This window comes from Flavobacteriaceae bacterium GSB9, from assembly GCA_022749295.1.
GTDB lineage: Bacteria > Bacteroidota > Bacteroidia > Flavobacteriales > Flavobacteriaceae > Flavisericum.
The window spans coordinates 1,957,767-1,983,319 of record CP062007.1 but is presented as its reverse complement, the minus strand read 5'-3'; the positions used below and the strand labels follow the sequence as shown (position 1 = coordinate 1,983,319).

The following is a 25,553-nucleotide window of genomic DNA, read 5'->3' as shown; positions in this document are numbered from 1 at the left end:
TTTGTCTATGCTAAAGTAAAAAAAAGTTAGAGGTATTTAACTTTAATTTTAAATAATGATGTGTTTAAATATTTATTTTTGGTCAAAATTAAAATGAAGATGAAAAATACATTAATAGCTGTTTTTATTTTGGCCGTTGGACTTTCCTCTAAATCGCAAAACCATGTGGTTTCAGCAAAACACGCCAATGAGTCATCAAAACCTAAATTGGTTGTTGGTATTGTAGTAGACCAAATGCGGTACGATTATTTAACTCGTTTCTATAATAAATTTGGCGATGGTGGTTTTAAGCGTTTGGTAAATGAAGGTTATAACTGTAAGAACAATCACTATAATTATGTGCCAACAAAAACAGGGCCAGGGCATGCTTCCATTTTCACAGGAACAACGCCAAAATACCATGGTATTTTGGGTAATGATTGGTTTGATAAAAGGTTAAGAAAAAACGTAAATTGCGTTGAAGATAATACGGTAAATCCCATTGGGACACAAAGTAAGGATGGTAAAAAATCGCCACACAGAATGTTGGCGACCACCTTTGCTGACGAAAACAGATTGTTCACCCAGTTTCGAGGGAAAACCATTGGTGTATCATTCAAACATAGAGGTGCTATTTTACCTGCTGGACACACCGCTAATGCGGCTTATTGGCTAGATTATGAACACGATGGTTCGGGTAATTGGATAACCAGTTCGTTTTATATGGAAAAATTACCAAAATGGGTATACAACTTCAATAAGTCGAATATTGCTGAGTCTTATTTTAAAGAATGGAACACACTTTACGATATAGAAACCTACACCGAAAGCGGAAGTGATTTGAATCCTTATGAGGGTAGTTTTAAAGGGAAAAGAACATCTGTATTTCCACACGATTTGAACCGACTTAAAGATGATAATGGGGTATATGATGCTATTGGCCATTCACCTTATGGAAACAGTTTAATTACAGATTTTGTTATAGCTGCCATTGAAGGAGAACAATTGGGAAAAGACAATTATACAGATGTTTTAACTATAAGTTACTCAAGTACTGATAAAGTAGGCCATAAGTTTGGGGTTAATGCAATAGAAACGGAAGATACCTATTTAAGGTTGGATTTGGATCTAGAAAGGCTGTTCAATACGTTGGATCAGAAAGTTGGTGTTGGGCAGTACACGGTATTTTTAACCTCTGACCATGGTGCGCCCTATGCGCCCGGTTATTTGAAATCAAAAAAAATACCTGCAGGCTTTTTTAATGAAAGTGAGATGCATAAAGACCTTAATGCCATGTTGCTAAAAAAGTATGGCGTTTCTAATTTGGTTTTAAGTAGAATAAATTATCAAATATTTTTAGACCATGAAGCTATTGATAAAAATAAATTACAATTAGAAGTCATTAAGGAAGATGTGGCTAAAAAGCTATTGGAATATGAATTGATTGACAAGGTGTATGTTACTTCCGGTATCAATCAACTGGAAGTCCCTGAGGGTTATATTGAAACTTTATTACAGAATGGCCATCATCAAAAACGTTCGGGCGATGTATTGTTTGTGTACAATCCTTCTGTTTTTAAAGATGTCTCATGGAACAGAACAGGTACTGCTCATGGAACGGGATTAAATTACGACACGCATGTACCTTTGTTGTTTTACGGAAAAGGTATTAAGCACGGGCAAACCTTAAAGAAAACAGAGATTACTGATATAGCTCCTACAATTTCTACACTTTTGGGTATTAGTTTTCCCAATGCCTCCATTGGTCAGCCATTGGAGTTTGTTTTTGAATAATGAGTAAAAGAACGATTTATTCGATTATCGCCATTGTTATTGTTGTTGCGATTTATGGCTATGAGCATTTTTTAGAGGAAGAAGAAAAAGCCGAAGTAGTTGCCGATGGTAAAACCATAAAAACAGAAACCAACGAATACTTATTACCAACCAGTACAACCGGACAAGTTGTGCATCATTACGGTTATTCTTTGTCTTATAGCGAAGTCCACGAGCAGGCTGAATGGGTAGCATACGAACTAAAAAAATCGCATTTATCCAGAACCAATTATAAACGGCCTTATTTTGAAATTGACGAAGCCGTAAAAACCGGTGCAGCCCATTGGCGTAACTACAAAAACTCTGGTTACGACCGCGGACATCTTTGTCCAGCAGGCGATAGACGTTACAGTGAGCAAGCATACAATGAAACTTTTTTAACAAGTAATATTAGTCCGCAGCAGCACAAGTTTAATGCTGGTATTTGGAACAGCTTAGAACAGAAAGTACGCTATTGGGCCAACAAATACGATGGCGTTTTTGTAGTTACAGGCGGTATTTTCAATGACGATATGAAACGTATTGGAGATGAAAATGTTTCAGTACCCAATCAATTTTATAAGATTTTGATTGATAATAACAGCACCAACCCCAAAATGATTGCATTTTTGATTCCACATGCCGACTCAAATAAACCATTATACGAATTTGTGGTTTCTATCGACTCTATTGAAAAACTTACCGCAATTGATTTTTTTCCAGAACTTGAAGATGGCATTGAAAACAAATTGGAGGCTTCTAGTGTATATAAAAACTGGAGTTTTAACTAATTGTCGATGATATTTGCATTTGAAATCTTAAATAGTGATATAATTTACTTTTTTCATAACTTATAGGGAATATTAATTTGTTAATCAATTAGTTATGAAAGTGAAGATACTCTCGAGAACCCCAAATCACGTTTTAAAATTCAGTAAAACCTTTCTCTTTTTACCATTATTTTTGATTGGGATATTTAGTCTTACGGCTCAAAATCATAATTCCAATGAAAATGCAACCGTATATGGAGGGGATATTACTTTTGCTGATGGCGAAACCTATAACAGTGTATGTGTTGGTGATGGCGAACCCGATTATGTAGACGTCATACTAGAAAATGCTTCAGGACGAGTAAAGCAATGGATTGTCACTGATGAAGACGGCGATATTTTAGCCTTGCCCGATAACCCTTCAGATATCAATTTTGATGATGCTGAAGTGGGAATATGTTTAATTTATCATCTTGCTTATAACGGTATAAAACCTTTGATTGATCCTTCCGGTCAAGGTAAGTTTACAAAAAATATTAATGATATTGTGGGAAGGTTTCATTTGTCTGAACCCATTATGGTTGAAAGGTTTTTACAGCCAACAGGAGGCACCCTAGAAGGGGGCCCATTTGAGTTTTGCGTGGGAGATGGAGCAGTTGATAATATTCCAGATGGAGCCATCACGCTTTCGGGGAACAGTGGCACGAACTCGGCCTGGGTGGTAACGGATTCAGAGGGTAACATTTTGGGATTGCCAGCATCGCCATACGATGTGAATTTTGATGAGGCGCCAGCAGGCCTGTGCTTGGTTTGGCACTTAAGTTATGAGGACAACGTAAGTTTGGATATTGCCAACGCTAACGAGTTAATGGGGTGTTATGCGTTGACGAACCCCATAGAGGTCAATAGGTACCAACAGCCAACAGGAGGCACCCTAGAAGGGGGCCCATTTGAGTTTTGCGTGGGAGATGGAGCAGTTGATAATATTCCAGATGGAGCCATCACGCTTTCGGGGAACAGTGGAACGAACTCTGCCTGGGTGGTAACGGATTCAGAGGGTAACATTTTGGGATTGCCAGCATCGCCATACGATGTGAATTTTGACGAGGCTCCAGCAGGCCTGTGCTTGGTTTGGCACTTAAGTTATGAGGACAACGTAAGTTTGGATATTGCCAACGCTAACGAGTTAATGGGGTGTTATGCGTTGACGAACCCCATAGAAGTCAATAGGTACCAACAGCCAACAGGAGGCACCCTAGAAGGGGGCCCATTTGAGTTTTGCGTGGGAGATGGAGCAGTTGATAATATTCCAGATGGAGCCATCACGCTTTCGGGGAACAGTGGCACGAACTCTGCCTGGGTGGTAACGGATTCAGAGGGTAACATTTTGGGATTGCCAGCGTCGCCATACGATGTGAATTTTGATGAGGCGCCAGCAGGCCTGTGCTTGGTTTGGCACTTAAGTTATGAGGACAACGTAAGTTTGGACATTGCCAACGCTAACGAGTTAATGGGGTGTTATGCGTTGACGAACCCCATAGAGGTCAATAGGTACCAACAGCCAACAGGAGGCACCCTAGAAGGGGGCCCATTTGAGTTTTGCGTGGGAGATGGAGCAGTTGATAATATTCCAGATGGAGCCATCACGCTTTCGGGGAACAGTGGCACGAACTCTGCCTGGGTGGTAACGGATTCAGAGGGTAACATTTTGGGATTGCCAGCATCGCCATACGATGTGAATTTTGACGAGGCTCCAGCAGGCCTGTGCTTGGTTTGGCACTTAAGTTATGAAGATAATGTTAGTTTTGAAGGTGTAGAAAATGCAGATGACCTTATGGGATGCTTTGCTTTGTCCAATTCAATTTCTGTTGTTAGAACTGAAGTTGATGGAGGGACAATTACTGGAGGAACAGAAAATAGTTTTAGCTTTACAGTAGGTGACGGTAATGAAGATAAAATTCCCGTCGATGGTATCATGCTAGAAGGTAATTTGGGTACAAACTCTGCCTGGGTAATAACTAATGAGGATGCCACGGTTATTTTGGGTTTACCTGAAAATTATTCAGATGTTAATTTTGATGAGACTGAAGCAGGTACTTCTTTAATTTGGCATTTAAGTTATGAAGATGGTCTTGAAGGGTTTACGCCACCTGATGAAGGAGATCATTTAATTTCAGGCTTATCGGGGTGCTTTAGCCTATCAAATTCAATTTCAGTAATTAAAACTCAAGCAAGTTCTAGTAGAGTATCGGTTTACCCTAACCCTTCAAAGGGCTCAATAAATGTAGATTATAAAGGCATTGCGAATGCAGATGTTAATGTTGGTATTTACAGTCTGAGAAACGTACTGTTGGTGAGTAAGGATTATCGAACAGCGAATAAAAAAGTAGTTCTAGATGTTAGTGAGTACCAAAATGGAATTTATTTTGTTCGTGTTACTGATAACAGAACGGGGGAAAGTATTGTAAGAAGATTGGTTATAAATTAAGCGTATAGAGTAAATATAAGAGAAGAGAGGTGCAAAACACTAATTTGCACCTCTTTTGTTTAACATCCCTTTCCAACGTAGGTTGCGAATAAATTTCCCTTCATCTTCTGAAACTAAAAATTTGATTTTTTCTTTTTTTGCTTTAAAATAACCTATCAAATAATCTTTAAACAAAGAGAAACTACCTTTTTTGTAAGCCAGTTTTAGGGCAGAAATAAAGGTGATTAGAAAGCCATAACGCATTTTGTACATGGCTTCACCCTGTAAGTATTTTGAAGCTTTGTTGTAGCTTATTCCTGTTGGTTTGAGATGTTTAACGTGTAATGATTCGTCCGTTAAAATATCCCAACCGTAGTATTTTGCCAAAAGCTCATCCACAGTATCCCATCCCATGGAAGGTTTTAGTTTTCCCATTTCTAAAAAGCATGCTTTTCTGTAAGCTTTCAAGGCCCCGCGAATGTGGTCTTTTCGGGTTAAATTTTCTAAAACCCAGTCACCTTTTCTTTCAATATAGCAAAAACCAGAGGCCATGCCTAGTTTTGGGTTGTTGTTAAAATGAATGACGAGTTGTTCTAAATAATCTTTTGGAAAAATTAAATCGGCATCAAATTTACAAATCACATCATAATCATCATCTAAAATCTCATAACCTTTATAAAAGGCATTAATGATTTTTGAACCTGGCAAGTGCTGGTTTGAAGATTTTGAATTTACCAACGAAATAAAGTTGTATTTTTCGGTGTAAGCCTCAACGATGTCCTGCGTGTTGTCTGTTGAGTTGTCGTTAACAATAACCACTTGTTTAGGCAGAAGAGACTGGTTTAAAAGGGAGTCTAGAGTTAGCCCAATAGAACTTTCTTCGTTGTGTGCAGGTATGATTATACAAAATTTCATTTTGTAAATCTCAATATAAAAAACACAAAATCCAATTAATTAAGATTTCAATTTATTACAATTTCGATGTAGATGGTAATATATCTTGAAATAAAATAACCAAAAACGGACCAATTCTTGTTTTTTTTAGAATTGGCCATTTTTGGCTATTTACTATTTTTTTATTGTATTTTGAAAGCTTAATTAGTCCGTTTTAATAATCTTTAAGGTTACAGGTTCAGACAAATTAATTTTTAAGAAATACAATCCAGAAGGTTTATCTGTAATATCCAGTTGGAAGTTTTTTCCGTTTAATTCATGATTTTGTATAGAAATCAAAGCGCCATTAGTGTTATATAATTCACTACTGACATTACTAATGGACATAGGAAGATTAATATCATAAATACCATTAGAAGGATTTGGATAAATATTTATGCCTTCTGTTATGTTCTTTTCAGCCACATCTAATGTTCCCCCGGTAACCAATTGGATATTAGGAGCAGGTGGTGTATCCATTCCGCCGCCAAAATAAAAACTAAGATTAGGAGGCTGGTTATATGAATTCATCTGCCATGCAATAGCAGATCTGTAGTTAGGGTCATGCATTAAAGTGTACATTCTTTGCTCTGTTGGGTAAGGCGTAACAAAAACAGCCAGACCAGTATTATCAGAAAGCCTGTAAATAACTTCTTCTCGCCAATCTCCTAAAATATCAGCCATAAGGCAAGGATTGGATTTAGAACCGTTATTGTCAGAAATTGATGCTATATTATATAAAGTAGCTACCCTGTCTGTACCATTTCCATTCCATTTGGTAATTACAGTTCTATCGAGTATTTCACGTTGAACATCACCATCCCACCAGACACCAAAATTATAAGAATTTCCACCTCCTGCGGTAGTTGGTATTGAGGTTGATATAAGTTGACCAGTACAGCTACGAAGACCAGAACCATCAGACCCCCATACTTCCATACCTTTGTGGTTTGCATCTACATCGGCAGCCATACATCTTCCTATATCACCACTTGACCAGTTTGCCCATTGTACTTCACCAGTCATGGCATTTCTTATTGATATGCCGGGAACTGATCCTCCAGCATGCTCTTGGCAGCTAAAATATTCCATACCGTCAATATTAGGATTAATATCTGCTAAATGCGCAGCATCGCCATGACCAAAAGTGGTAGAGTAAAGGCCATTACCGTTTTCGTCAACGGTCATACCTCCGTAGGTTATCTCATCTCTACCATCGCCATCAACATCGCCGGCAGCAAGATTGTGGTTGCCTTGTCCGTGATAATCAGAGGCTATCCCGTTAGGACTACTATCCCAAGCCCATTCCTTTGTCAAAGTTCCATTTCCAAAATTCCATGCTTCAAGTTTTATACGTTCATAAATTCCCCTGCCAATTACAATACTTGGATTTACACCATCAAGATAAGCAACTGCCCACATACACTTGGTAGCTCTGTGGCCAAGTTGAGAAAGGTTTTGGCCTGGTCGTCCCCATTGTTCTATAGGGGTTAAACTGATGTAAAAGTCCCATGCAATCTCTTCACCGGTTTGACCATCAAATATTGATATATAATCAGGGCCATAGGTTCTAAACCAAAAAGGCCCATTTTGTACCGCTGAAGCACGATAATCGATAAATCCGTCTTCATCTCTGTCGCCAATATTATTACCTAAGCCATCAATCATGCCATCTGATGTTCTAGTGGCAACTTCGGCCTTACCGTCATTATCAAAATCATACACCAAAAAGTTCACCTCTACCGCATGTAATAAATTAGGCCCCAAATCAACGGCCCACATAAATGTACCATCAAGTTCATAAGCTTCAAGGTAGTGGTTGTAGGGTGAATTAGGAGATTCATCATTTGAAAGTCTTTTTATAACAATTTCGTATTCGCCGTCTCCATCTAAATCGCCAACAGAAGCATCATTTAAATGATGAGTGTTGTAACCACCATTAACCGATCTTACTGGAATAGTAAAATACGCTCCTGATATACGGGCTTTACCTGCTGAACGTTCTTGCTCTGTTCCGTCAATGACAGCTGCTACACTATAATTGCCAGGAAAGAATGCCTGTGTATCGATATAATTTGAAACACTCAGGTTTGATGCAATTTTTGTTGACCCTCGATATACGTTATAGGTAGCATTCTGGGCATATTCTGTGCCGAGAATTCGCCAACTGACCAATACTGAGTTAGTGCCAGTTTCCATGGCAAATACTCCTCTGTCAAGGTTTTCCATGTAACGTTGTCCGTGAAGTGTAAAACTCCAAAGCGTCATGATACAGATCAAAGACAGGCTCATAAGTAACCTGTTTTTTAATAATTTTTCAACCATAACTTGGTGGGTTAATAGCGTGTTTTTAATGGTAAGCTTCGTTTTCATGAATCAGCTTTTAAGATTAAGATATGATGTTTAGTTATACTGTTGGGTGCTGGAGCATGTATGTTAACCGTTTTATTAAGTTGATTACTGTTCCAGTGACACAAATTAGTTTGGTTGATGGTTTGCAAGCGTATTAAATATACTTAATTTAGCAATTTATAACAAAAATATTTATGGTTTTACAACTTTCCGTCCTGTACTTACCCGTTATAAATTTATATTTGCAAATATTTTGAAAAATAGAAGATAAATCCATCATGTTTTGTAATTTTTGATTAACTGAAATACAATTTGACATATAATCTATCTTAGTTGTATTAGGTTGGTTTTTTTTAAGTTTTTATTTTCTAAAGTAAATCATATGAATGAGTTAAGCTTTTATTTGGCAGAAGGGATTCGACACATAACAGACCCTAAAGGTTTTGACCATATGTTGTTTGTAGTAACCTTATGCTCTTTTTATCAATTGAATGAAATAAAAAAAATATTAATTCTTGTTACGGCTTTTACAATAGGACATTCGGTTACTTTGGCACTTTCTTCATTGGATATTATTCGAGTAAACCAAACGGCGGTTGAATTATTAATTCCAATTACAATCTTTCTTACCAGTATGTTCAATATTACTGCAAAACAGAAAATAAATTCAAAATTTGGTCTAAATTATTTGTTGGCTCTTTTTTTTGGTTTGATACACGGCATGGGTTTTTCCAACTTTTTTAGGTCTATGATGATGGGGATTCAAGACGGTTCCATCGCCTTACCGCTGTTCGGATTTAATTTAGGCATAGAAATTGGTCAGTTAACAATAGTAGCTGTATTTTTAGTACTATTATTTGTATATACCAATCTTTTTAAAGGCGTACATAGAGATTGGAAGATTTTTTTTAGCGGAGCGGGAGCAGCACTATCAATTTCTTTAATTTTAAATCAATTATAAAATGAAACGGTTTATTTTATTTTCGATACTCGTATTTTCTTTTGCTTTTGCTGAAGCCCATCCCATAAAGATGACTACCGGACGTATATTTTATGATAATGACCAACAAAAAAGCTTCTTGCTGATAAATTTCTTTACCGATGATTTAGCAAAACATCTCGCCGAACTTTACCATACCCCAATTAACGAAGATAATATTACAGAACAGTCGAATAGAGAAATGTTTATGGATTATTTCAGAAAAAAATTTTCCATTTATGAAGGTGCTAAAGAAGTTTCCTGTAAAACGGTATATATGAAACACTCTGATGATAATGTTTTACAAGTAAAATTTATTTTGAATAATTTCAATATCAAATCAAAAGAAGATATTAAAGTGATAAATACCTTGATGTTTGATGCTTTTGATAATCAATCCAATATTATCCATTTTGAGTTAAAACCCCAAAAAGAAATCGTTCTTTTTAGCGTAACTAAGCCATTCCATGTGTTTCATTTATAAGGTGTGAAATAAAACCTGCTCCCCTTTATTTAAAATACTTCTTGTTCCATTTCTTAGCAAAGTCTTTGTAGCGCAAAACTGCCCATGTTTGCTTCTTGCAAGCTTCACTGAGCTTGTAATGATTTAACATGAGAACAATGCCTTTCTTGGTGAGATAAAAATCAGGAAAACGAAACGTTTTTTCATGAGTATAAATACACTTTGAATTATTTATTTCTTTTGCGTAAGAATCAATTATATATTCTCTTATCTTTTTTTCAAAAACCTCACTTCGATATTTAAAATATTCACGAGATCCATTGCGAGGCGTTGTCCCTTCTCCCAGCCAAAGTAAATCTTCAATATTTAACTTCTTAAGGTTCTTTAAATCTAAAGTTAAATAGGTAATAGAGGCAGTTGCTTTGGTGTTGCTTATGCTGCTCTTTGTTGACTCAACCATGCTAAGTATATAAGGGCTCACATAGGAAATATTTATTTCTGTTTCGTAATTTTCATAATTATATGCGTTTAGTATATCTTTTATAAAAAAGCTTTCAAGATAATTATTTATTTTAACCATTGTAGAATCTGAAAACCCTTCAATAAAACGGAATAGTTTGGTATGCGAAATTGTTTCGTTAAGCCATTCTATTTTTATTCCTTTTTTAAATTTTTGAACAGATATTGGTTTATATTCTATATCTCTAAGAAGACTGTAATTGTATGGTGATAATTTCTTTTTTAATTTTTCGCTATTTAGTGCATGAGGTACAGGTTGCGTTGTTTTAATAGGGCGCAGGAAAACCTTTTTTATCTTGCTATCTGAAGTTATTTGTTCTCCGTGCCAATTATTTAGAGAATCTTCGGTTATAACAATCTTGTTATATAATTCCTGTTTATTTGTTTTCTGGTTGTATCGTAGCGATTTTAGAGTAAATGTAAGAGAATCAAATTCAACCTCCATATAGATAGGTTTTTTTTCATCACGGAAACAATATCTGCCATTGTAATAGCCCTCAACATTTCTAATCTCCATAATTACCTCTCTATCCCCTATGGTACCTTCTAAGCTGTATACCTCTTCTATGTGTGCCAATGCAGTTATGGTAGAAAAAGAACAAAGCAGATATAATAGAAACGTTTTTTTGAAATTTATCATAGCAATTGGTTTTGGAAACTCAAACGCCCAAATTAAGAATATAAATTAGCATAAATTAGGCTTGGTTTGATGGGTATAGAACTTTTTTTAAATATAGAAAAAACAGGAGGTATTCACAATTTTCAATTTTTTTTAAAGTGAGTGGCGAGTTGTTCTAAATCATAATGTTTCAGAAAAATTAAATAGGCATCAATTTTATATACGTTCGGCGTAAACTATATAATATCTTGGAGTAAACCAACGCAATATTGGACGGACACCAATTTTTTTGGTCGGGTTGGTCCATTTTTGTCTGTCCAAAATTTTCCAGCCTGTTTTTTCTAAAAGCCAATCGAATTGCCAATCTTCAAATTCGTGGTAATGGCGGTCCCATTTGTCTGTTTTGCTTCTGTAAGCAGGGGAGAACCATAGTTTTAAAGGCACACTAGCTACAAGTTTATCTGATTTAATAGATTCTAAAACGGTAAACGGAGATAGCAAATGTTCAAAAATTTCAAAAGCGGTTACCACATTGGCATTCGAGTTTTTAATTAAAGAAGTGTCGATATCTAAATCTTCTCCCTTGGTGTTTTCAACAAAGTAACCGTGTTGTTTCATAATTTCTGAAAAAGGGTTGGTTACTCCCAAATCCAAAATGCTTTCAGAAGTAGAAACGTGCTTTTCCAAAAATTCTAAAGTATATCTAAAGCGTTTATTTGGAAATGTGTTTTCGTACATTCGTAAGTCTACAAGTGTTAATATTGATAAACAATAGCATTAATATGCATGCCAGCACCTACGCTTGCAAAAATAACAACGTCACCTTTACTGATATTATGGCCTTCCAATTGGTTGCGTTTAACCAAATCAAAAAGCGTGGGTACCGTAGCTACCGAACTGTTGCCTAACTTTTGGATACTCATGGGCATAATGCCTTTAGGGATTTCAGTTTTATACAAACGGTAAAAGCGTTTTAAAATGGCTTCGTCCATTTTTTCGTTAGCTTGATGTATAAAAATCTTTTTAACGTCTTTTATGTCAATACCGCTGTTGTCCAAACAGGTTTTCATAGCCTGAGGTACGTTGGTGAGTGCAAACTCATAAATTTTTCGGCCATCCATTTTAATGTAACGTGTATCCTGTGGAAGCTCTGGGTTATTTGATTTTCCAAAGAACAAATAGTAGGCTTCGTCATATGTAAAACTTGCTGTTTCGTGCGCCAGAATACCACCTTCTCCATCACTTGCTTCAATAATGGTAGCGCCAGCACCGTCTGAAAAAATCATGGCATCTCGGTCATGTTTATCAGTAACACGCGATAAGGTTTCTGTACCAATGACTAAACAGCGTTTGGCCATGCCAGTTTTTATAAATGCCTGTGCTTGAATAACACCCTCTATCCAACCTGGGCAACCAAATAAAATATCGTAAGCTACACATTTCGGGTTTTTTATGCGTAAACTGTGCTTAATGCGCGACGCCAACGATGGCAGCATATCACTTTGGATGGTATTATGCTTAACATCACCAAAGTTATGTGCCACAATTATGTAGTCAATCGTTTCGGGGTCTATTTTGGCATCTTCAATGGCTTTTTCGGCAGCAAAAAAACCTAAATCTGAAGAGTTTAGATGGTCTTTTGCATAACGACGTTCAGCAATTCCAGTAATTTCTTTAAACTTCTCTACGATAACCTCATTTGGTGCGTTTAGGGCCGATCCATCAGTATTTAAAAAGTGGTGGTTATGGAAGGCTGTATTTTTTTCAACAGTACTTGGAATGTAGCTGCCTGTACCAGTGATTTTAATATTCATAAATCAATTTGCCTTAATAATTTTAGTATCGAGCAAGATAGTGGCTTTTTGCAAAACAAAATTTTCATTTGATTAAAATTTACGATGTTCAACATACTTTTATGCTTCGGCATAGGCTTCAATAGGTGCGCAAGAACACACCAAATTTCGGTCGCCAAAAGCATCATTCACACGTCTTACGCTTGGCCAAAATTTATTGTTTTTAATATAGTCCAAAGGATAAGCAGCCTCTTGCCTAGAGTATGGGAAATGCCATTCATCGGCGGTTAACATACTTAGTGTGTGTGGTGCGTTTTTTAAAAGGTTGTTGTCGTCTTCTTTTGCGACTTGATCAATTTCATTTTTAATAGAAATTAAAGCATCACAAAAACGGTCTAGTTCTGCTTTACTCTCGCTTTCCGTTGGCTCAATCATTAGGGTTCCAGCTACTGGAAAAGATACTGTAGGTGCATGAAAACCGTAATCAATTAAACGTTTGGCTATGTCTGACACTTCAATGCCATTTGCTTTAAAAGCACGACAGTCAACAATCATTTCATGTGCTGCTCTTCCACGTTCGCCGGAATATAAAGTTTCAAAACTCCCCTGCAAACGTTGTTTTATGTAATTGGCATTTAAAATGGCTGTTTTAGTAGCTGCAGTTAACCCTTCGGCACCAAGCATTTTTATGTAGCCATAAGAAATAAGGCATGCTAAGGCCGATCCATAGGGTGCTGCGGAAATGGCTGTAATTGCCTGTTTGCCGCCAGTTTTTAAAACAGGATTGCCCGGCAAAAACGGAACAAGCTGTTTGGCCACACAAATGGGGCCAACACCAGGGCCACCACCACCATGCGGTATGGCAAAAGTTTTGTGGAGGTTGAGGTGACATACATCGGCTCCAATATTCCCTGGGTTTGTTAATCCCACTTGGGCATTCATATTAGCGCCGTCCATGTAAACTTGCCCGCCATTATCATGAATTATTTTGGTGATTTCTTTAATTGCCGATTCATAAACACCGTGGGTTGATGGGTATGTTACCATTAAGCATGATAGGTTGTCTTTATAAAACTCTGCTTTTTCACGTAAATCGTCTACATCAATATTTCCTTCATCAGTCGATTTGGTAACAACCACTTCCATGCCTGCCATCACTGCACTAGCAGGATTGGTGCCATGCGCAGAAGAAGGGATTAGGCAAATATTTCTATGGTGTTCTCCTCGAGATTCGTGGTATGCTTTTATTACCATAAGTCCGGCAAATTCCCCTTGGGCACCAGAATTTGGTTGTAGTGAGGTTGCAGCAAACCCAGTGATTTCAGTAAGTTGGTCTTCTAGTTCTTTTAGAACTTTAGCGTATCCTTTGGCTTGTTTTAAAGGTGCAAACGGATGGATGTTGCCCCATTTAAACCAACTTAACGGTAACATTTCCGCAGCGGCATTGAGTTTCATGGTGCAAGAGCCCAATGAAATCATAGAATGGTTCAAGGCTAAATCTTTGCGTTCAAGAGATTTGATATAACGCATCAATTCGGTTTCAGAGTGGTATTGGTTAAATACAGGTTCAGTCAAAAAATCTGTAGTTCTTTGAACGAACTCATCGATATTGTTTTCTTCAGAAATACTTGAAATGATAATTGTTTCTTTTTTTGCAGCTTCAGCAAAAATCGAAATTAAATAATTAAGGTCTCTAATCGAGGTTGTTTCGTTAACGGAAACCGTTACTGTTTCTTTATTGGGGTAATAAAGGTTTATCTTTTTTTCGGTGGCTACTTTTTTAACTTTTTTAGCCTTGGTTTTTATTTGAAGCGTATCAAAATAAGACGAGTTGATTTGTTCGTAACCCAAACGCTTCAAGGTATTTGCTAGAATTACCGTTTTGTTATGTACTTTATTAGCGATAAATTTAAGTCCTTTAGGACCGTGATACACCGCATACATACCGGCCATAACCGCCAATAAAACCTGAGCGGTGCAAATATTGGAAGTAGCTCTATCTCTTTTTATGTGTTGCTCTCGTGTTTGTAGTGCCATGCGTAGTGCGCGATTTCCATCGGCATCTTTGGTAACCCCAATTATGCGACCAGGCAAAAAACGTTTGTAAGCTTCTTTGGTGGCAAAGTAAGCGGCATGCGGGCCGCCATATCCCATAGGTATTCCAAAACGCTGCGTAGTTCCTACAACAACATCCGCCCCAAATTTGCCAGGGGCTTCAAGTTTTACCAAGCTTAAAATATCGGCAGCAACAGCTACTTTTATTCCAGAGGTATTGGCTTTTTCTATAAACGATTTTATATCTGTAATCTGTCCATGTTTTCCTGGATATTGTAAAATAGCACCAAAGAAATCCGAAGTAAAATCAAAAGATTCCTCACTGCCAACAACCAACTCTATGTCAATAGGCGTGGCTCTAGTTTGTAGTGTTGATAAGGTTTGGGGTAAGATGTGTTCGGAAACAAAAAATTTGTTAATCCCTGCTTTTTTCTGTTTGCGAGAACGGACAGCAAAAAGTAAACCCATAGCTTCTGCAGCAGCGGTTCCTTCATCGAGAAGCGATGCATTTGCAATCTCCATGCCAGTTAAATCCATGACCATGGTTTGGAAGTTTAAAAGAGCTTCCAATCGTCCTTGGGCAATTTCAGCCTGATAAGGCGTGTAAGCTGTGTACCAGCCCGGATTTTCGAGAATATTTCGTTGTATTACTGCTGGGAGAATTGTTGGGTGATACCCTAAACCGATATACGTGGTGTAAGCTTTATTCTTTTTTGAAAGCTCATGAATATGTAATAGATATTCATGTTCGGTCATGGGTTCATCTAAATTCAACTCTTTTTTTAAACGAATATCATCTGGAATGGTTTCATAGATTAATTGATCTAAACTATCAAGACCAAGGGTTTCCAACATGTGTTTTTGGTCCTTTTCACTTGGGCCAATATGTCTAAGTGCAAAAGCATTTGTGTTCATGAAAATGGGTTTTCAATATATAATTCGCAAAAATACGTATTATTTAAGCGGTTTTATTGCATATAATGGAAAGTTTTCAACCATGCCGATGCCTTATTAACAGTTTGTTTATTTTTGTTCGATGAAGGTACTTAAACACGCGTTCAACTTTTATATCCATGCCAGTATTCATGTGGCTTTGGCTGTGTATGCATTGTCGTGGGTAACACTTATTGAATTCAGAATTCCTTATGATGAAAATGTGCTGTATTTCATTTTTTATGCATCTATTACAGGATATAATTTCGTGAAGTATTTTGGTGTTGCCAGATTTCATCACAGGAGTTTGGCTAATTGGCTTAAGGCTATTCAGGTTTTTTCCTTTTTTTCCTTTTTGCTGATGTGTTATTATGGTTGGCAACTCAGCAAAACGACGCTCATTTACATTGCAATTTTTGGAGCTGTCACTTTCTTTTACGCCGTTCCGTTTTTACCAAAACATTTTTATGTGGACAGCCAGAATAACCTAAGGAATATAAGTGGAATAAAAATTTATCTGATTGCTTTAGTATGGTGTGGTGTTACGGTTTTTCTCCCGTTAATAAATAATTACCATGCTTTGAACTTTAATGTTGCAATTACGGCCATACAGCGTTTTGCTTTTGTGTTGGTTTTAATGTTGCCTTTTGAAATAAGGGATTTAAAATATGATAGTTTGAAATTATCTACGATGCCTCAGAAAATTGGGATAAAACAAACCAAACTGCTAGGCGTAGCATTGTTAACCATAATGTTCTTTATAGAGTTTTTTAAGGATGAAACTTCAAGTTTATATGTTATTGCTTTGTTGTTGGTCTCTGTTGTAACCGGTATTTTTGTGATTTCTTCTAAAATAGAGCAGAAACCTTATTATAGTGCGTTTTGGGTAGAAGGACTGCCTATTTTTTGGTTGGTGCTTTTGTGTCTATTGGGTTAGGCAGATTGTTCTTTAATGGCTTTATCAAGCTCTTTTTTCATGTGTTCCTTACAGTTTTTGTCCAAACAATCTACTTTAGAAACTTTTACCGCTTTGGTGAGTTTTCTGTTGTTTTTTGAGTAACCACGGCAGGCCTTACAATAAACTAAATGGATATTGAGTAATAGTTTTTCCCTAAGGCTGGCGTCTCGGTACTGTGTTTTGTCGCACACATGATTCGCTTTGTCGCAAGGCATTAGCACCTTAAATTTTGCACACATATTTTAAAACCAATTTTCTTTTAGGCATTCGGCCAAAGCGGTACGAGCACGATGGATGATTACCCAAAGGTTAGACGGTGTAATATTTAGTTCATTACAAATGGCTTCAGTTTCATGGCCGAGTATGGTTTTCATTTTGAACACTTCGGCTTGTTTTTGGGGCAGTTTTTCTAGGCAGTTGTAAATGGCTTCACCCAGTTCTTCGTTTTCAAGGGTGTCCTGAGCCGTTTTATCAAAAGGGTCTCCAACGCGTTCTTCTAGCCAATCGCCTTCATTTTCTTCTCCTGTGCTATAATTAACCCTGATTTCTGCTTTGCCCTTTTTTGAATTGATTTTTCTGTAATAATCAATTATTTTACGCTTTAGAATAGAGATGAGCCAGGTACGCTCGCTAGCTTCTCCTTTAAAGTTTTTCATAGACTTTAGCCCTGCCAAAAAGGTGTCTTGTACCAAATCTTCAGCAATAACCCTATCGCTCACTCGTGCAATGGTATAGTTGAATAAGTAATCGGAATATAAATCTATCCACTTATTCGGGTCTATCTTGTGGTTGGGCATTTTTGTACAATTTTTCTTTTATCAAAAATAGGATAAAAAAATGGATATATTTTATAGTTCCATAAAGTTGAAAGCATTTCCAAGAAATTTTACTAAATTTAATGTATGGCCACTGGATATTATAAAAGACGCGATGTTCTAAAACTTTCTGGGCTTGCCGGCATGGCTGCTATAATGCATCCGATACTGACTGCGTTAAATTATAAAAGTGAAATTTTAAAAAGAAAAATACCTTCATCAAATCAGTTATTGCCTGTTGTTGGACTCGGAACTTGGCAAACTTTCGATGTTAGCCTTTCGGAAGGCGTAAAGAATACTTTAAGTCAAGTGTTGTTTGAGATGAATAAACTAGGAGGGTGTGTTGTTGATTCATCGCCAATGTATGGGCGTTCTGAAAGTGTGGTTGGCATACTAACACAAAACCAAAATTTTGCAGACGATTTATTTTATGCCACAAAAGTTTGGATTACAGGAAAAGAAGCTGGAATGCGTCAAATGAATAAGTCGTTTGAATTAATGAAAAGAAAGCAAATGGATTTAATGCAAATTCATAATCTTCTAGATTGGGAGGTACATGTTAAAACACTTAAGGAGTGGAAAGAACAGGGTAAAATTAAATACTGGGGTATTACGCATTATACAGATAGTTCACATGCTCGTCTTGAGCATATTATTAAAACGGAAAACCCAGATTTTGTTCAGTTTAATTATTCCATTTTGTCAAGACACGCAGAAGTTTCATTGTTTAAAACTATCAGGAAACACAATACGGCAGTTTTAATTAATCGCCCCTATGAAAGTGGTGAACTCTTTAGTGTGGTGAAAGGTATAAGTGTGCCGAAATGGGCTGAAGAATTTGATATAAAGAGCTGGGGGCAATTCTTTTTAAAATTTATATTATCCAACCAATTGGTTAACTGTGTAATTCCGGGCACGTCCAAGCCGCATCACATGATAGATAATTTGATGGCAGGGTATGGAAGAATGCCCGATCAAAAAACAAGGGAAAAGATGTACGCTTTTATGAAGAATTTATGAAAGTGTACGTTTTTCAATCAACCCAGCACGTCTTAATAACGCATCAGGTTGCGGTTCCTTTCCGCGGAAACGTTTGTATAGTTCCATGGGGTTATCGGTGCCCCCTTGCGATAGCACATTGTCTTTAAATTTTTGAGCAACGGTTTTGCTAAAAATACCTTCCTCCTTAAAATATTCAAAGGCATCGGCATCCAAAACTTCGGCCCATTTATAGCTATAGTAGCCAGAAGAGTAACCGCCTTGAAAAATATGGGCAAACGATGTGCTCATACAATTGCTTTCAACATCTGGATAAAGTTGTGTGCCTTTAAAGGCTTCAGTTTCGTGGGCTTTTACATTGTCGATTTTTTCTGGCGATTCGATGGCATGCCAGCTCATATCAAGTAACCCAAAACTCAACTGGCGGAGTGTTTGCATGCCTTCGTTGAAGGTTGCAGACGCTTTTATTTTTTCGATTAACTCCATTGGGATAACCTCACCAGTTTCATAATGCGTAGCGAACAATTCTAAAGCTTCTTTTTCATAACACCAGTTTTCCATCACCTGACTGGGCAGTTCTACAAAATCCCAATACACACTTGTGCCCGATAAACTTGGGTAGGTAGTATTGGCCAACATACCATGCAGGGCGTGCCCAAATTCATGGAATAAGGTCGTGACTTCATTGAATGTAAGCAGTGATGGCTTACTTTTTGTTGGCTTAGTAAAGTTGCAAACAATTGAAATATGTGGGCGGCTGTTTTCGCCTTTTTTAACATACTGTGGTTTGTAAACGGTCATCCAAGCACCGTTTCGTTTTCCAGATCTTGGAAAGAAATCAGCATAGAAAACAGCTATAAAATTTCCTTTTAAATTGGTAACCTTATAGGTCAACACTTCATCGTGATATTTATCGATATCATTAATTTCTTCAAATTGTAAACCGAAAAGTTTGCTTGCCACGGTAAAAGCACCGTTAATAACGTTTTCTAATTTAAAATAGGGTTTTAGTTTTTCGTCATCTAAATCAAATAATTTCTGTTTTAGTTTTTCAGAGTAATAGGCACCATCCCATTTTTGGAGTTGATCAATACCGTCGGTCTCTTTAGCAAAACCACTTAATGCTTCAAATTCGCGTTTGGCGGCAGGCTTTGCTTTTTCTAAAAGCTCGTTTAAAAACGATTGTACTTTTTCTGGAGTTTGCGCCATTCGTTCTTCCAAAACAAAATGCGCATGTGTTTTGTAGCCTAAAAGCTTGGCACGTTTGTGTCTTAATTTTACAATTTCTAACACGATATTTTGGTTGTCCAAATCATCGCCTTTAAACGATTTAGCCCCAAAAGCTAATGCTAATTTTTTTCGTAATTCACGATTATCGGCATAGGTCATAAACGGAATATAGCTCGGGTAGTGCAGGGTAAATAGCCAACCTTCTTTTTCTTTGCTTTCGGCAAGTTGTTTTGCCGCTTCAATGGCACCTTCTGGTAATCCAGAAAGGTCATTTTTATTGGTAATAAGCATTTCAAATGCATTGGTTTCGGCCAACACGTTTTCACCAAATTTAAGTTTTAGGGTGCTAAGCTTTTTGTCAATATCTCTAAGTTTTAGCTTTTTGTCCTCGGATAAATTGGCGCCATTTCTAGAGAAGCTTTTGTATTTTTTGTCGAGAAGCGTTTCTTGTTCCGTAGTGAGTTTTAGCGTATCTTTTTGCTCGTACACAGCCTTTACGCGTTGAAATAACTCTTGATTTAAGGTAATGTCGTTACTGAATTCAGATAACAAAGGCGAAACCTCTTGCGCTATTTTTTGAATCTCGTCATTGGTTTCGGCGGAATTCAAATTGAAAAAGATACTCGAAATACGGTCTAATTGTTCGCCAGTGAAGTCTAGTGCCTCTATTGTGTTTTCAAAAGTCGGCGGCTCGGTATTGTAGACAATGCTATCTATTTCACTTTTAGCCATTTCTATAGCTTCTTTTATAGTTGGGAGAAAGTCAGAATTTTCAATTTTTGAAAATGGAGCGGTGTTATATTTAGTATTAAATGGGGTAATTAGCGATTTCTTTATCATTTTATCAAAGAATGTGTTAAAAATTATTTTTACTATGTATGCATAGTAAAATTTTTATATTTTTGCCGCGACAATAAGGAAGAGTGACTAACTCATGAGAATTATTTGTTAATAGCTGAAGGCCCCGAAACATATTCGGGGCTTTTTTTATAGGTCTTTTGCCGACTCGTGAACCTTGATTTTAAGGCCTTCTTTGTAAGCGACAACTTTATCTAGTACGCATTTGTCGCTCGAGCCAATAATTTGTGCTGCCAATATCCCTGCATTTTTTGCGCCATTTAGAGCTACTGTTGCCACGGGAACACCGCCTGGCATTTGTAAGATGGAAAGTACAGAATCCCATCCATCAATGGAGTTGCTGCTTTTTACCGGAACGCCAATTACGGGTAGCGGTGATAATGAGGCAATCATGCCCGGTAAATGGGCCGCACCACCTGCTCCTGCAATAATTACAGAAAACCCTTTGGTGTGTGCATTTTTTCCATATTCAAATAGTTTTTCTGGTGTACGGTGCGCTGAAACAATGTCAACTTCAACCTCAATATCAAATCCTTTTAAGATGTCTATTGCATCTTGCATTACAGGAAGGTCGCTTTTGCTTCCCATAATTACTCCTACCTTGCTCATATCTTTTTACTTATAACTTTTATGGTTTTTTTTACGTCTTCTGCAACTTTTCGTGCTTCACCTAAATTTTCATTCACAATGGTAACGTGTCCCATTTTTCTAAACGGACGGGTTTGTTTTTTACCATAAATATGTGGGGTAACACCATCCATACCCATAATGCTTTCAATATTTTGGTAAACCACGTTTCCGGTGTGGCCCTCAGCACCTACTAAATTTACCATAACACCGCCCACTTTACTATCGGTTCTTCCTAATGGTAAATCTAGAATGGCTCGGATATGTTGCTCGAACTGCGAGGTATAACTCGCTTCAATGGTTTGGTGGCCCGAATTGTGTGGACGGGGAGCCACTTCGTTTATTAAAATTTTATCGTCTTGCGTTTGAAACATTTCAACGGCCAAAAGGCCTACGTGGTTAAAGGACTTAGAAACATTTAAAGCCACTTCTTGTGCTTTTTTTGCCACGGCTTCATCTATCCGTGCCGGGCAAATCACGTACTCCACTTGGTTGGCTTCAGGGTGAAACTCCATTTCAACAACTGGATACGTTTTAGTTTCTCCTGATGGGTTTCGAGCCACGATTACAGCCAATTCGTTTTTAAAAGGCACTAAGTTTTCAGCAATGCATTCGCCTTTAGGTAAGCCTTCTAAATCTGATAGTTTTCGTACTACCTTAACACCATTGCCGTCGTAGCCAAACTGTGCCGCTTTCCAAACAAACGGGAAGTTAAGCCCTCCGTTTTCAATGGCATCTTCAATTTCCGATAGGTAAGCAAAGCGTGAAAATGGCGCTGTTGGTAAGTTGTTGTCTACATAAAAAAGCTTTTGTTTGGCTTTGTTTTGAATGGTTCGCAATGTTTTTGATGCTGGATAAACCTTTACACCTTCTTTTTCAAGGGCTTCTAGGGCATCTACGTTTACGTTTTCTATTTCAATGGTTAATACATCAACCTGTTTCCCAAAATTATAAACCGCATTATAATCCAATAAATCACCTAAATGGAACTCATCGCAAGCAATTTTACAGGGCGCATCTTCGCTCGCTTCTAAAATACAGGTGTGGATATCAAACTTTCTCGTATTGTATAATAGCATTTTTCCTAGTTGGCCGCCGCCTAAAATACCGAGTTTAAAATCTGAAGAAAAGTAATTCATTGAAAATATTTTAACTAAATTCTTTAAATTGTTACGCAAAAATACACTTAAATCTTAAATTAGTTCCTAAAACACAAATCAAAAAATGGTTATTGGTTAATCTATTGATTATCTTTGCCACTTTCAAAAATAATAACCGTGATTAAGCTACACGATAAATATTTTAAGCCATTTATTTCTGCCCGTCAAATTGACGAGGCTTTGCAGCGAATGGCCGATGAAATTGCGGAAGACGTTGGTGACGACATTCCGGTTTTTGTGGGTATACTTAATGGTTCGTTCATGCTAACGAGCGATTTTGTGAAAAAATACCCAAAAACTTGCGAAGTAACTTTTATAAAACTCGCATCTTACGAAGGCTTAAAATCTTCCGAAGACATCCAGCGATTAATTGGACTGACTCAAGATTTAACAGGCCGAACCGTCATTATTTTAGAAGATATTATAGATTCTGGAAAGACTTTGGCTGAGGTGCACCGCATCTTTAAAAACGAAAAGGTGAAATCTCTAAAAATAGCCACCTTGTTTTACAAACCAGAAGCTTACAAAAAAGACTTTAAACTACACTATGTTGGTATTGATATCCCAGATAAGTTTATTGTGGGCTATGGATTAGACTACGATGGCCTTGGGCGCAATCTAACAGAAGTATATCAAATTAAACAAACACAACATATGACAAACTTAGTATTATTTGGTCCTCCGGGAGCAGGAAAGGGAACGCAAGCAGAATTTTTAAAAGAAAAGTACAATTTAGTACACATTTCAACGGGCGATGTTTTTAGGTTTAACATTAAAAACGAAACCGCTTTAGGCATGTTGGCAAAATCGTACATAGATAAAGGCGAACTGGTTCCAGACCAAGTAACTATTGATATGTTGAATGCTGAGGTAGAAAAAAATGCCGATGCAAACGGCTTTATTTTTGACGGTTTCCCAAGAACCAATGCGCAAGCCGAAGCTTTGGATAAATTGATGGACAGCAAAGATTCGCAAATAAATGCTATGATTGCACTTGAGGTCGAAGATGAAATTTTGGTAAAACGCCTTATTGGAAGAGGAAAAACTAGTGGGCGAGCCGATGATGCCGATGAGTCCATCATTAGAAACCGCATTAAAGAGTATTACAACAAAACCGCTATTTTAAAAGACTACTATTCTGCCCAAGATAAATACCACGGTGTTGATGGCGTGGGCAGTATTGAAGAGATTACCGAGCGTTTGAGCAAGGTAATCGATAAGTTATAGTTGAGGCGTTTATTCGTTTAGTTGTTTAAAGTTTATCAATACAACTGAACAACTACACAAAAAACAAATAAACATAGAAAATGACTGAAGGAAATTTTGTCGATTACGTAAAAATGTATGTGTCTTCCGGTAACGGAGGTAAAGGTTCTGCCCACCTGCATCGCGAAAAATATATTGCTAAGGGAGGACCTGATGGAGGTGATGGCGGGCGTGGTGGTCACGTTATTGTAAGGGGCAAAGAAAACCTTTGGACACTCTTTCATTTAAAATTTAAAAAGCACATTCGTGCTGGACATGGCGAACATGGCAGTAGTAACCGCAGTTTTGGTGCCGATGGTGATGATGTGTATATCGATGTGCCTTTAGGAACGGTAGTGCGCGATACCGAAACCAACAAGGTTCTTTTTGAAATTACCGACGATGGTGAAGAAAAAATCTTGGCCGAAGGCGGAAAAGGCGGACTTGGCAACTGGCATTTTAAGTCGTCAACCAACCAAACACCGCGTTATGCACAGCCTGGTTTGCCCATGGAAGAGAAGTACGTTACCATGGAGCTGAAAGTGCTTGCCGATGTAGGCTTGGTAGGCTTTCCAAACGCAGGGAAATCCACCTTGCTTTCTGTGATGACTTCAGCAAAGCCAAAAATCGCCGATTATGAATTCACAACTTTAAAACCCAATTTAGGAATTGTTGAATACCGCGATTTCCAAACGTTTATTATGGCCGATATACCGGGAATTATTGAAGGTGCTGCTGAAGGCAAAGGACTGGGGCATTACTTTTTGCGGCATATTGAGCGTAACTCCATATTATTGTTTTTAATTCCTGCTGATGCAAACAATATAAAAAAGCAATATGATATCCTGTTGGACGAATTGCGCCGTTACAACCCAGAGATGCTCGATAAAGAACGCATAATTGCCATTTCAAAAAGTGACATGCTGGATGACGAGCTAAAAGCTGAAATGAAAAAAGAATTGGATAAACAATTGCCTATTCCGTATCTCTTTATTTCATCGGTGGCTCAAAAAGGGATTACCGAATTAAAGGATAAGCTTTGGAAGATGCTGAACAATTAACTAAAACTTGATGTTCAATTGCTGTTGCTTTACGCCTTCATCGGTGTTATACTCATAAACCCAATTGTCTCCCGATTTATAAATAATGGCATCTTCACCTTCAACCAAAAACAGATTTTCGCGTCCAGTTTTTTTGATTTTGCAAACCACTTTTGGGGTTCGGTCGACCAACTGAAAGCCGTTTTCAATTTCTTGGGCGTATAGTGTCTGCGTTGCAGGTAATACCGTTTTCATGGGGGGTTTATTTCCTTTCGGAAATTTTGACTTTACCAGTGCTTTTATTTCTTGTTGTTTCGCTTGCTTAAGCGATTCGGCTTCTTCGGTTGAAACTTGTTTTTCGGGAGCCTTTTCAATTTTAGCCTCTTTTTCCTTCTTTAAATTTTCAATTTCTTGTTTGAGTTGCGCAATTTCGGTTGATGTATTGTTTTTTGAAACATTGTTTTGGGCAGGGATCACCAAATTATTTTCACTGGGTTCGAATTTATAATTTAGCGCTTCTATAGATTCAAAAGCATCCCTTAAAGCCAAATTATAAGCACTTCTATAATCTTTCTCACGGCTTTCACCCATTTTTGAGGTGAAAACGGTTTGACCGTTACAATCTTTTAGTGTGAGGATGACTTTTGTCTTAAACAGGCCCGATTCTTTCATAAGGTCTGAATTTAAGGCCAAACAGCGGTTTCTCATTAAATCTTCAGGGTAATCGGCACCTTCCATTAAGGCTTCAAAACCATATTTGTTGAACAAAAATTGCGTTAAAGCATTTAATTGGTATTGATTGGGTTCCTTTAAAAAACTGTACTGTTTGGGGACAATAACATATTTATAATTGTTAATGGAGTTTTGCGAAAATACTGTTGTAGCGATACAACAGGTGATTATAAATGTGAAAAGTTTGATGTTCATTTTTAATAAAATTTTTCTGA

At 37.3% G+C, this 25,553-nt stretch carries 21 protein-coding genes; 9 read left to right on the top strand and 12 right to left on the bottom strand.

The window, feature by feature from the left end; translation table 11 throughout:
* Positions 1-99 precede the first annotated feature (99 nt).
* The 3 genes from GSB9_01733 (at position 100) to GSB9_01731 (ending at position 5,049) form a co-directional block, all read left to right on the top strand.
* Positions 100-1,773: an alkaline phosphatase family protein gene (locus GSB9_01733; GenBank protein ID UKM65171.1), complete on the top strand. Its 1,674-nt coding sequence runs from the start codon at positions 100-102 to the stop codon at positions 1,771-1,773.
* Entirely contained in the window at positions 1,773-2,582 is an 810-nt protein-coding gene (locus GSB9_01732; protein ID UKM65170.1) for a DNA/RNA non-specific endonuclease, read from the top strand. Before GSB9_01733 ends, GSB9_01732 begins: the two co-directional genes overlap by 1 nt.
* A 94-nt stretch (positions 2,583-2,676) precedes the next feature.
* Positions 2,677-5,049 (top strand): T9SS type A sorting domain-containing protein, encoded by a 2,373-nt coding sequence (locus tag GSB9_01731; protein UKM65169.1) that lies wholly within the window; start codon positions 2,677-2,679, stop codon positions 5,047-5,049.
* Positions 5,050-5,088: 39 nt separating this feature from the next.
* On the opposite strand, the gene GSB9_01730 is transcribed toward GSB9_01731, so the two are convergent.
* Entirely contained in the window at positions 5,089-5,943 is an 855-nt protein-coding gene (locus GSB9_01730; GenBank protein ID UKM65168.1) for a glycosyltransferase, read from the bottom strand.
* Between the two features lie 183 nt (positions 5,944-6,126).
* On the bottom strand, positions 6,127-8,334 hold the full coding sequence (locus tag GSB9_01729) for a T9SS type A sorting domain-containing protein (protein UKM65167.1): 2,208 nt from the start codon (positions 8,332-8,334) through the stop codon (positions 6,127-6,129).
* A gap of 361 nt (positions 8,335-8,695) precedes the next feature.
* On the opposite strand from GSB9_01729, the gene GSB9_01728 reads away from it, so the two are divergent.
* Both GSB9_01728 and GSB9_01727 read left to right on the top strand, forming a co-directional pair.
* Complete coding sequence (locus tag GSB9_01728; GenBank protein UKM65166.1) at positions 8,696-9,274, top strand: HupE/UreJ family protein; 579 nt, start codon at positions 8,696-8,698, stop codon at positions 9,272-9,274.
* A 1-nt stretch (position 9,275) separates the two neighbouring features.
* Positions 9,276-9,776 carry a hypothetical protein gene (locus GSB9_01727; GenBank protein UKM65165.1) on the top strand — a complete coding sequence of 167 codons (501 nt, stop codon included), beginning with the start codon at positions 9,276-9,278 and terminating at the stop codon, positions 9,774-9,776.
* Positions 9,777-9,801: 25 nt separating this feature from the next.
* On the opposite strand, the gene GSB9_01726 is transcribed toward GSB9_01727, so the two are convergent.
* The 4 genes from GSB9_01726 to gcvP all read right to left on the bottom strand — a co-directional run bounded on the left by GSB9_01726 (position 9,802) and on the right by gcvP (position 15,656).
* Entirely contained in the window at positions 9,802-10,914 is a 1,113-nt protein-coding gene (locus tag GSB9_01726) for a hypothetical protein (GenBank protein ID UKM65164.1), read from the bottom strand.
* A gap of 195 nt (positions 10,915-11,109) precedes the next feature.
* On the bottom strand, positions 11,110-11,631 hold the full coding sequence (locus GSB9_01725; protein UKM65163.1) for a methyltransferase: 522 nt from the start codon (positions 11,629-11,631) through the stop codon (positions 11,110-11,112).
* A 17-nt stretch (positions 11,632-11,648) separates the two neighbouring features.
* Positions 11,649-12,707, bottom strand: coding sequence for a ketoacyl-ACP synthase III (locus tag GSB9_01724; GenBank protein ID UKM65162.1), 1,059 nt, complete (start codon positions 12,705-12,707; stop codon positions 11,649-11,651).
* A gap of 99 nt (positions 12,708-12,806) precedes the next feature.
* Complete coding sequence (gene gcvP / locus GSB9_01723; GenBank protein UKM65161.1) at positions 12,807-15,656, bottom strand: aminomethyl-transferring glycine dehydrogenase; 2,850 nt, start codon at positions 15,654-15,656, stop codon at positions 12,807-12,809.
* 121 nt (positions 15,657-15,777) lie between these two features.
* Here gcvP and GSB9_01722 point away from each other — a divergent pair, with 121 nt between their 5' ends.
* Positions 15,778-16,611, top strand: a complete 834-nt coding sequence (locus GSB9_01722) for a hypothetical protein (GenBank protein UKM65160.1) — start codon at positions 15,778-15,780, stop codon at positions 16,609-16,611.
* Here the strand turns inward: GSB9_01722 and GSB9_01721 are convergent.
* Positions 16,608-16,871, bottom strand: coding sequence for a hypothetical protein (locus GSB9_01721; GenBank protein UKM65159.2), 264 nt, complete (start codon positions 16,869-16,871; stop codon positions 16,608-16,610). The genes GSB9_01722 and GSB9_01721 overlap by 4 nt on opposite strands.
* A gap of 3 nt (positions 16,872-16,874) precedes the next feature.
* Positions 16,875-17,429, bottom strand: a complete 555-nt coding sequence (locus GSB9_01720) for a sigma-70 family RNA polymerase sigma factor (protein UKM65158.1) — start codon at positions 17,427-17,429, stop codon at positions 16,875-16,877.
* A gap of 105 nt (positions 17,430-17,534) precedes the next feature.
* On the opposite strand from GSB9_01720, the gene GSB9_01719 reads away from it, so the two are divergent.
* On the top strand, positions 17,535-18,467 hold the full coding sequence (locus GSB9_01719; GenBank protein ID UKM65157.1) for an aldo/keto reductase: 933 nt from the start codon (positions 17,535-17,537) through the stop codon (positions 18,465-18,467).
* Here the strand turns inward: GSB9_01719 and GSB9_01718 are convergent.
* The 3 genes from GSB9_01718 to GSB9_01716 all read right to left on the bottom strand — a co-directional run bounded on the left by GSB9_01718 (position 18,462) and on the right by GSB9_01716 (position 22,300).
* Positions 18,462-20,516 carry a M3 family metallopeptidase gene (locus GSB9_01718; GenBank protein UKM65156.1) on the bottom strand — a complete coding sequence of 685 codons (2,055 nt, stop codon included), beginning with the start codon at positions 20,514-20,516 and terminating at the stop codon, positions 18,462-18,464. The genes GSB9_01719 and GSB9_01718 overlap by 6 nt on opposite strands.
* Positions 20,517-20,663: 147 nt before the next feature.
* Positions 20,664-21,143, bottom strand: a complete 480-nt coding sequence (gene purE, locus GSB9_01717; protein ID UKM65155.1) for a 5-(carboxyamino)imidazole ribonucleotide mutase — start codon at positions 21,141-21,143, stop codon at positions 20,664-20,666.
* On the bottom strand, positions 21,140-22,300 hold the full coding sequence (locus GSB9_01716) for a 5-(carboxyamino)imidazole ribonucleotide synthase (protein UKM65154.1): 1,161 nt from the start codon (positions 22,298-22,300) through the stop codon (positions 21,140-21,142). Before GSB9_01716 ends, purE begins: the two co-directional genes overlap by 4 nt.
* 138 nt (positions 22,301-22,438) lie before the next feature.
* Between GSB9_01716 and GSB9_01715 the strand changes: the two genes are divergently transcribed.
* Positions 22,439-23,548, top strand: a complete 1,110-nt coding sequence (locus GSB9_01715) for an adenylate kinase (GenBank protein ID UKM65153.1) — start codon at positions 22,439-22,441, stop codon at positions 23,546-23,548.
* A gap of 80 nt (positions 23,549-23,628) precedes the next feature.
* Positions 23,629-24,627: a GTPase ObgE gene (gene obgE / locus GSB9_01714; protein ID UKM65152.1), complete on the top strand. Its 999-nt coding sequence runs from the start codon at positions 23,629-23,631 to the stop codon at positions 24,625-24,627.
* On the opposite strand, the gene GSB9_01713 is transcribed toward obgE, so the two are convergent.
* Entirely contained in the window at positions 24,628-25,533 is a 906-nt protein-coding gene (locus GSB9_01713) for a hypothetical protein (GenBank protein ID UKM65151.1), read from the bottom strand.
* Positions 25,534-25,553 lie beyond the last annotated feature (20 nt).

What these genes read in the sequence shown, in the direction of transcription:
- GSB9_01733 (UKM65171.1), top strand. Translation starts at nt 100, where the DNA reads ATGAAAAATACATTAATAGCTGTTTTTATTTTGGCCGTTGGACTTTCC.
- GSB9_01732 (UKM65170.1), top strand. Translation starts at nt 1,773, where the DNA reads ATGAGTAAAAGAACGATTTATTCGATTATCGCCATTGTTATTGTTGTT.
- GSB9_01731 (UKM65169.1), top strand. Translation starts at nt 2,677, where the DNA reads ATGAAAGTGAAGATACTCTCGAGAACCCCAAATCACGTTTTAAAATTC.
- GSB9_01730 (UKM65168.1), bottom strand. Translation starts at nt 5,943, where the DNA reads ATGAAATTTTGTATAATCATACCTGCACACAACGAAGAAAGTTCTATT.
- GSB9_01729 (UKM65167.1), bottom strand. Translation starts at nt 8,334, where the DNA reads ATGAAAACGAAGCTTACCATTAAAAACACGCTATTAACCCACCAAGTT.
- GSB9_01728 (UKM65166.1), top strand. Translation starts at nt 8,696, where the DNA reads ATGAATGAGTTAAGCTTTTATTTGGCAGAAGGGATTCGACACATAACA.
- GSB9_01727 (UKM65165.1), top strand. Translation starts at nt 9,276, where the DNA reads ATGAAACGGTTTATTTTATTTTCGATACTCGTATTTTCTTTTGCTTTT.
- GSB9_01726 (UKM65164.1), bottom strand. Translation starts at nt 10,914, where the DNA reads ATGATAAATTTCAAAAAAACGTTTCTATTATATCTGCTTTGTTCTTTT.
- GSB9_01725 (UKM65163.1), bottom strand. Translation starts at nt 11,631, where the DNA reads ATGTACGAAAACACATTTCCAAATAAACGCTTTAGATATACTTTAGAA.
- GSB9_01724 (UKM65162.1), bottom strand. Translation starts at nt 12,707, where the DNA reads ATGAATATTAAAATCACTGGTACAGGCAGCTACATTCCAAGTACTGTT.
- gcvP (UKM65161.1), bottom strand. Translation starts at nt 15,656, where the DNA reads ATGAACACAAATGCTTTTGCACTTAGACATATTGGCCCAAGTGAAAAG.
- GSB9_01722 (UKM65160.1), top strand. Translation starts at nt 15,778, where the DNA reads ATGAAGGTACTTAAACACGCGTTCAACTTTTATATCCATGCCAGTATT.
- GSB9_01721 (UKM65159.2), bottom strand. Translation starts at nt 16,871, where the DNA reads ATGTGTGCAAAATTTAAGGTGCTAATGCCTTGCGACAAAGCGAATCAT.
- GSB9_01720 (UKM65158.1), bottom strand. Translation starts at nt 17,429, where the DNA reads ATGCCCAACCACAAGATAGACCCGAATAAGTGGATAGATTTATATTCC.
- GSB9_01719 (UKM65157.1), top strand. Translation starts at nt 17,535, where the DNA reads ATGGCCACTGGATATTATAAAAGACGCGATGTTCTAAAACTTTCTGGG.
- GSB9_01718 (UKM65156.1), bottom strand. Translation starts at nt 20,516, where the DNA reads ATGATAAAGAAATCGCTAATTACCCCATTTAATACTAAATATAACACC.
- purE (UKM65155.1), bottom strand. Translation starts at nt 21,143, where the DNA reads ATGAGCAAGGTAGGAGTAATTATGGGAAGCAAAAGCGACCTTCCTGTA.
- GSB9_01716 (UKM65154.1), bottom strand. Translation starts at nt 22,300, where the DNA reads ATGAATTACTTTTCTTCAGATTTTAAACTCGGTATTTTAGGCGGCGGC.
- obgE (UKM65152.1), top strand. Translation starts at nt 23,629, where the DNA reads ATGACTGAAGGAAATTTTGTCGATTACGTAAAAATGTATGTGTCTTCC.
- GSB9_01713 (UKM65151.1), bottom strand. Translation starts at nt 25,533, where the DNA reads ATGAACATCAAACTTTTCACATTTATAATCACCTGTTGTATCGCTACA.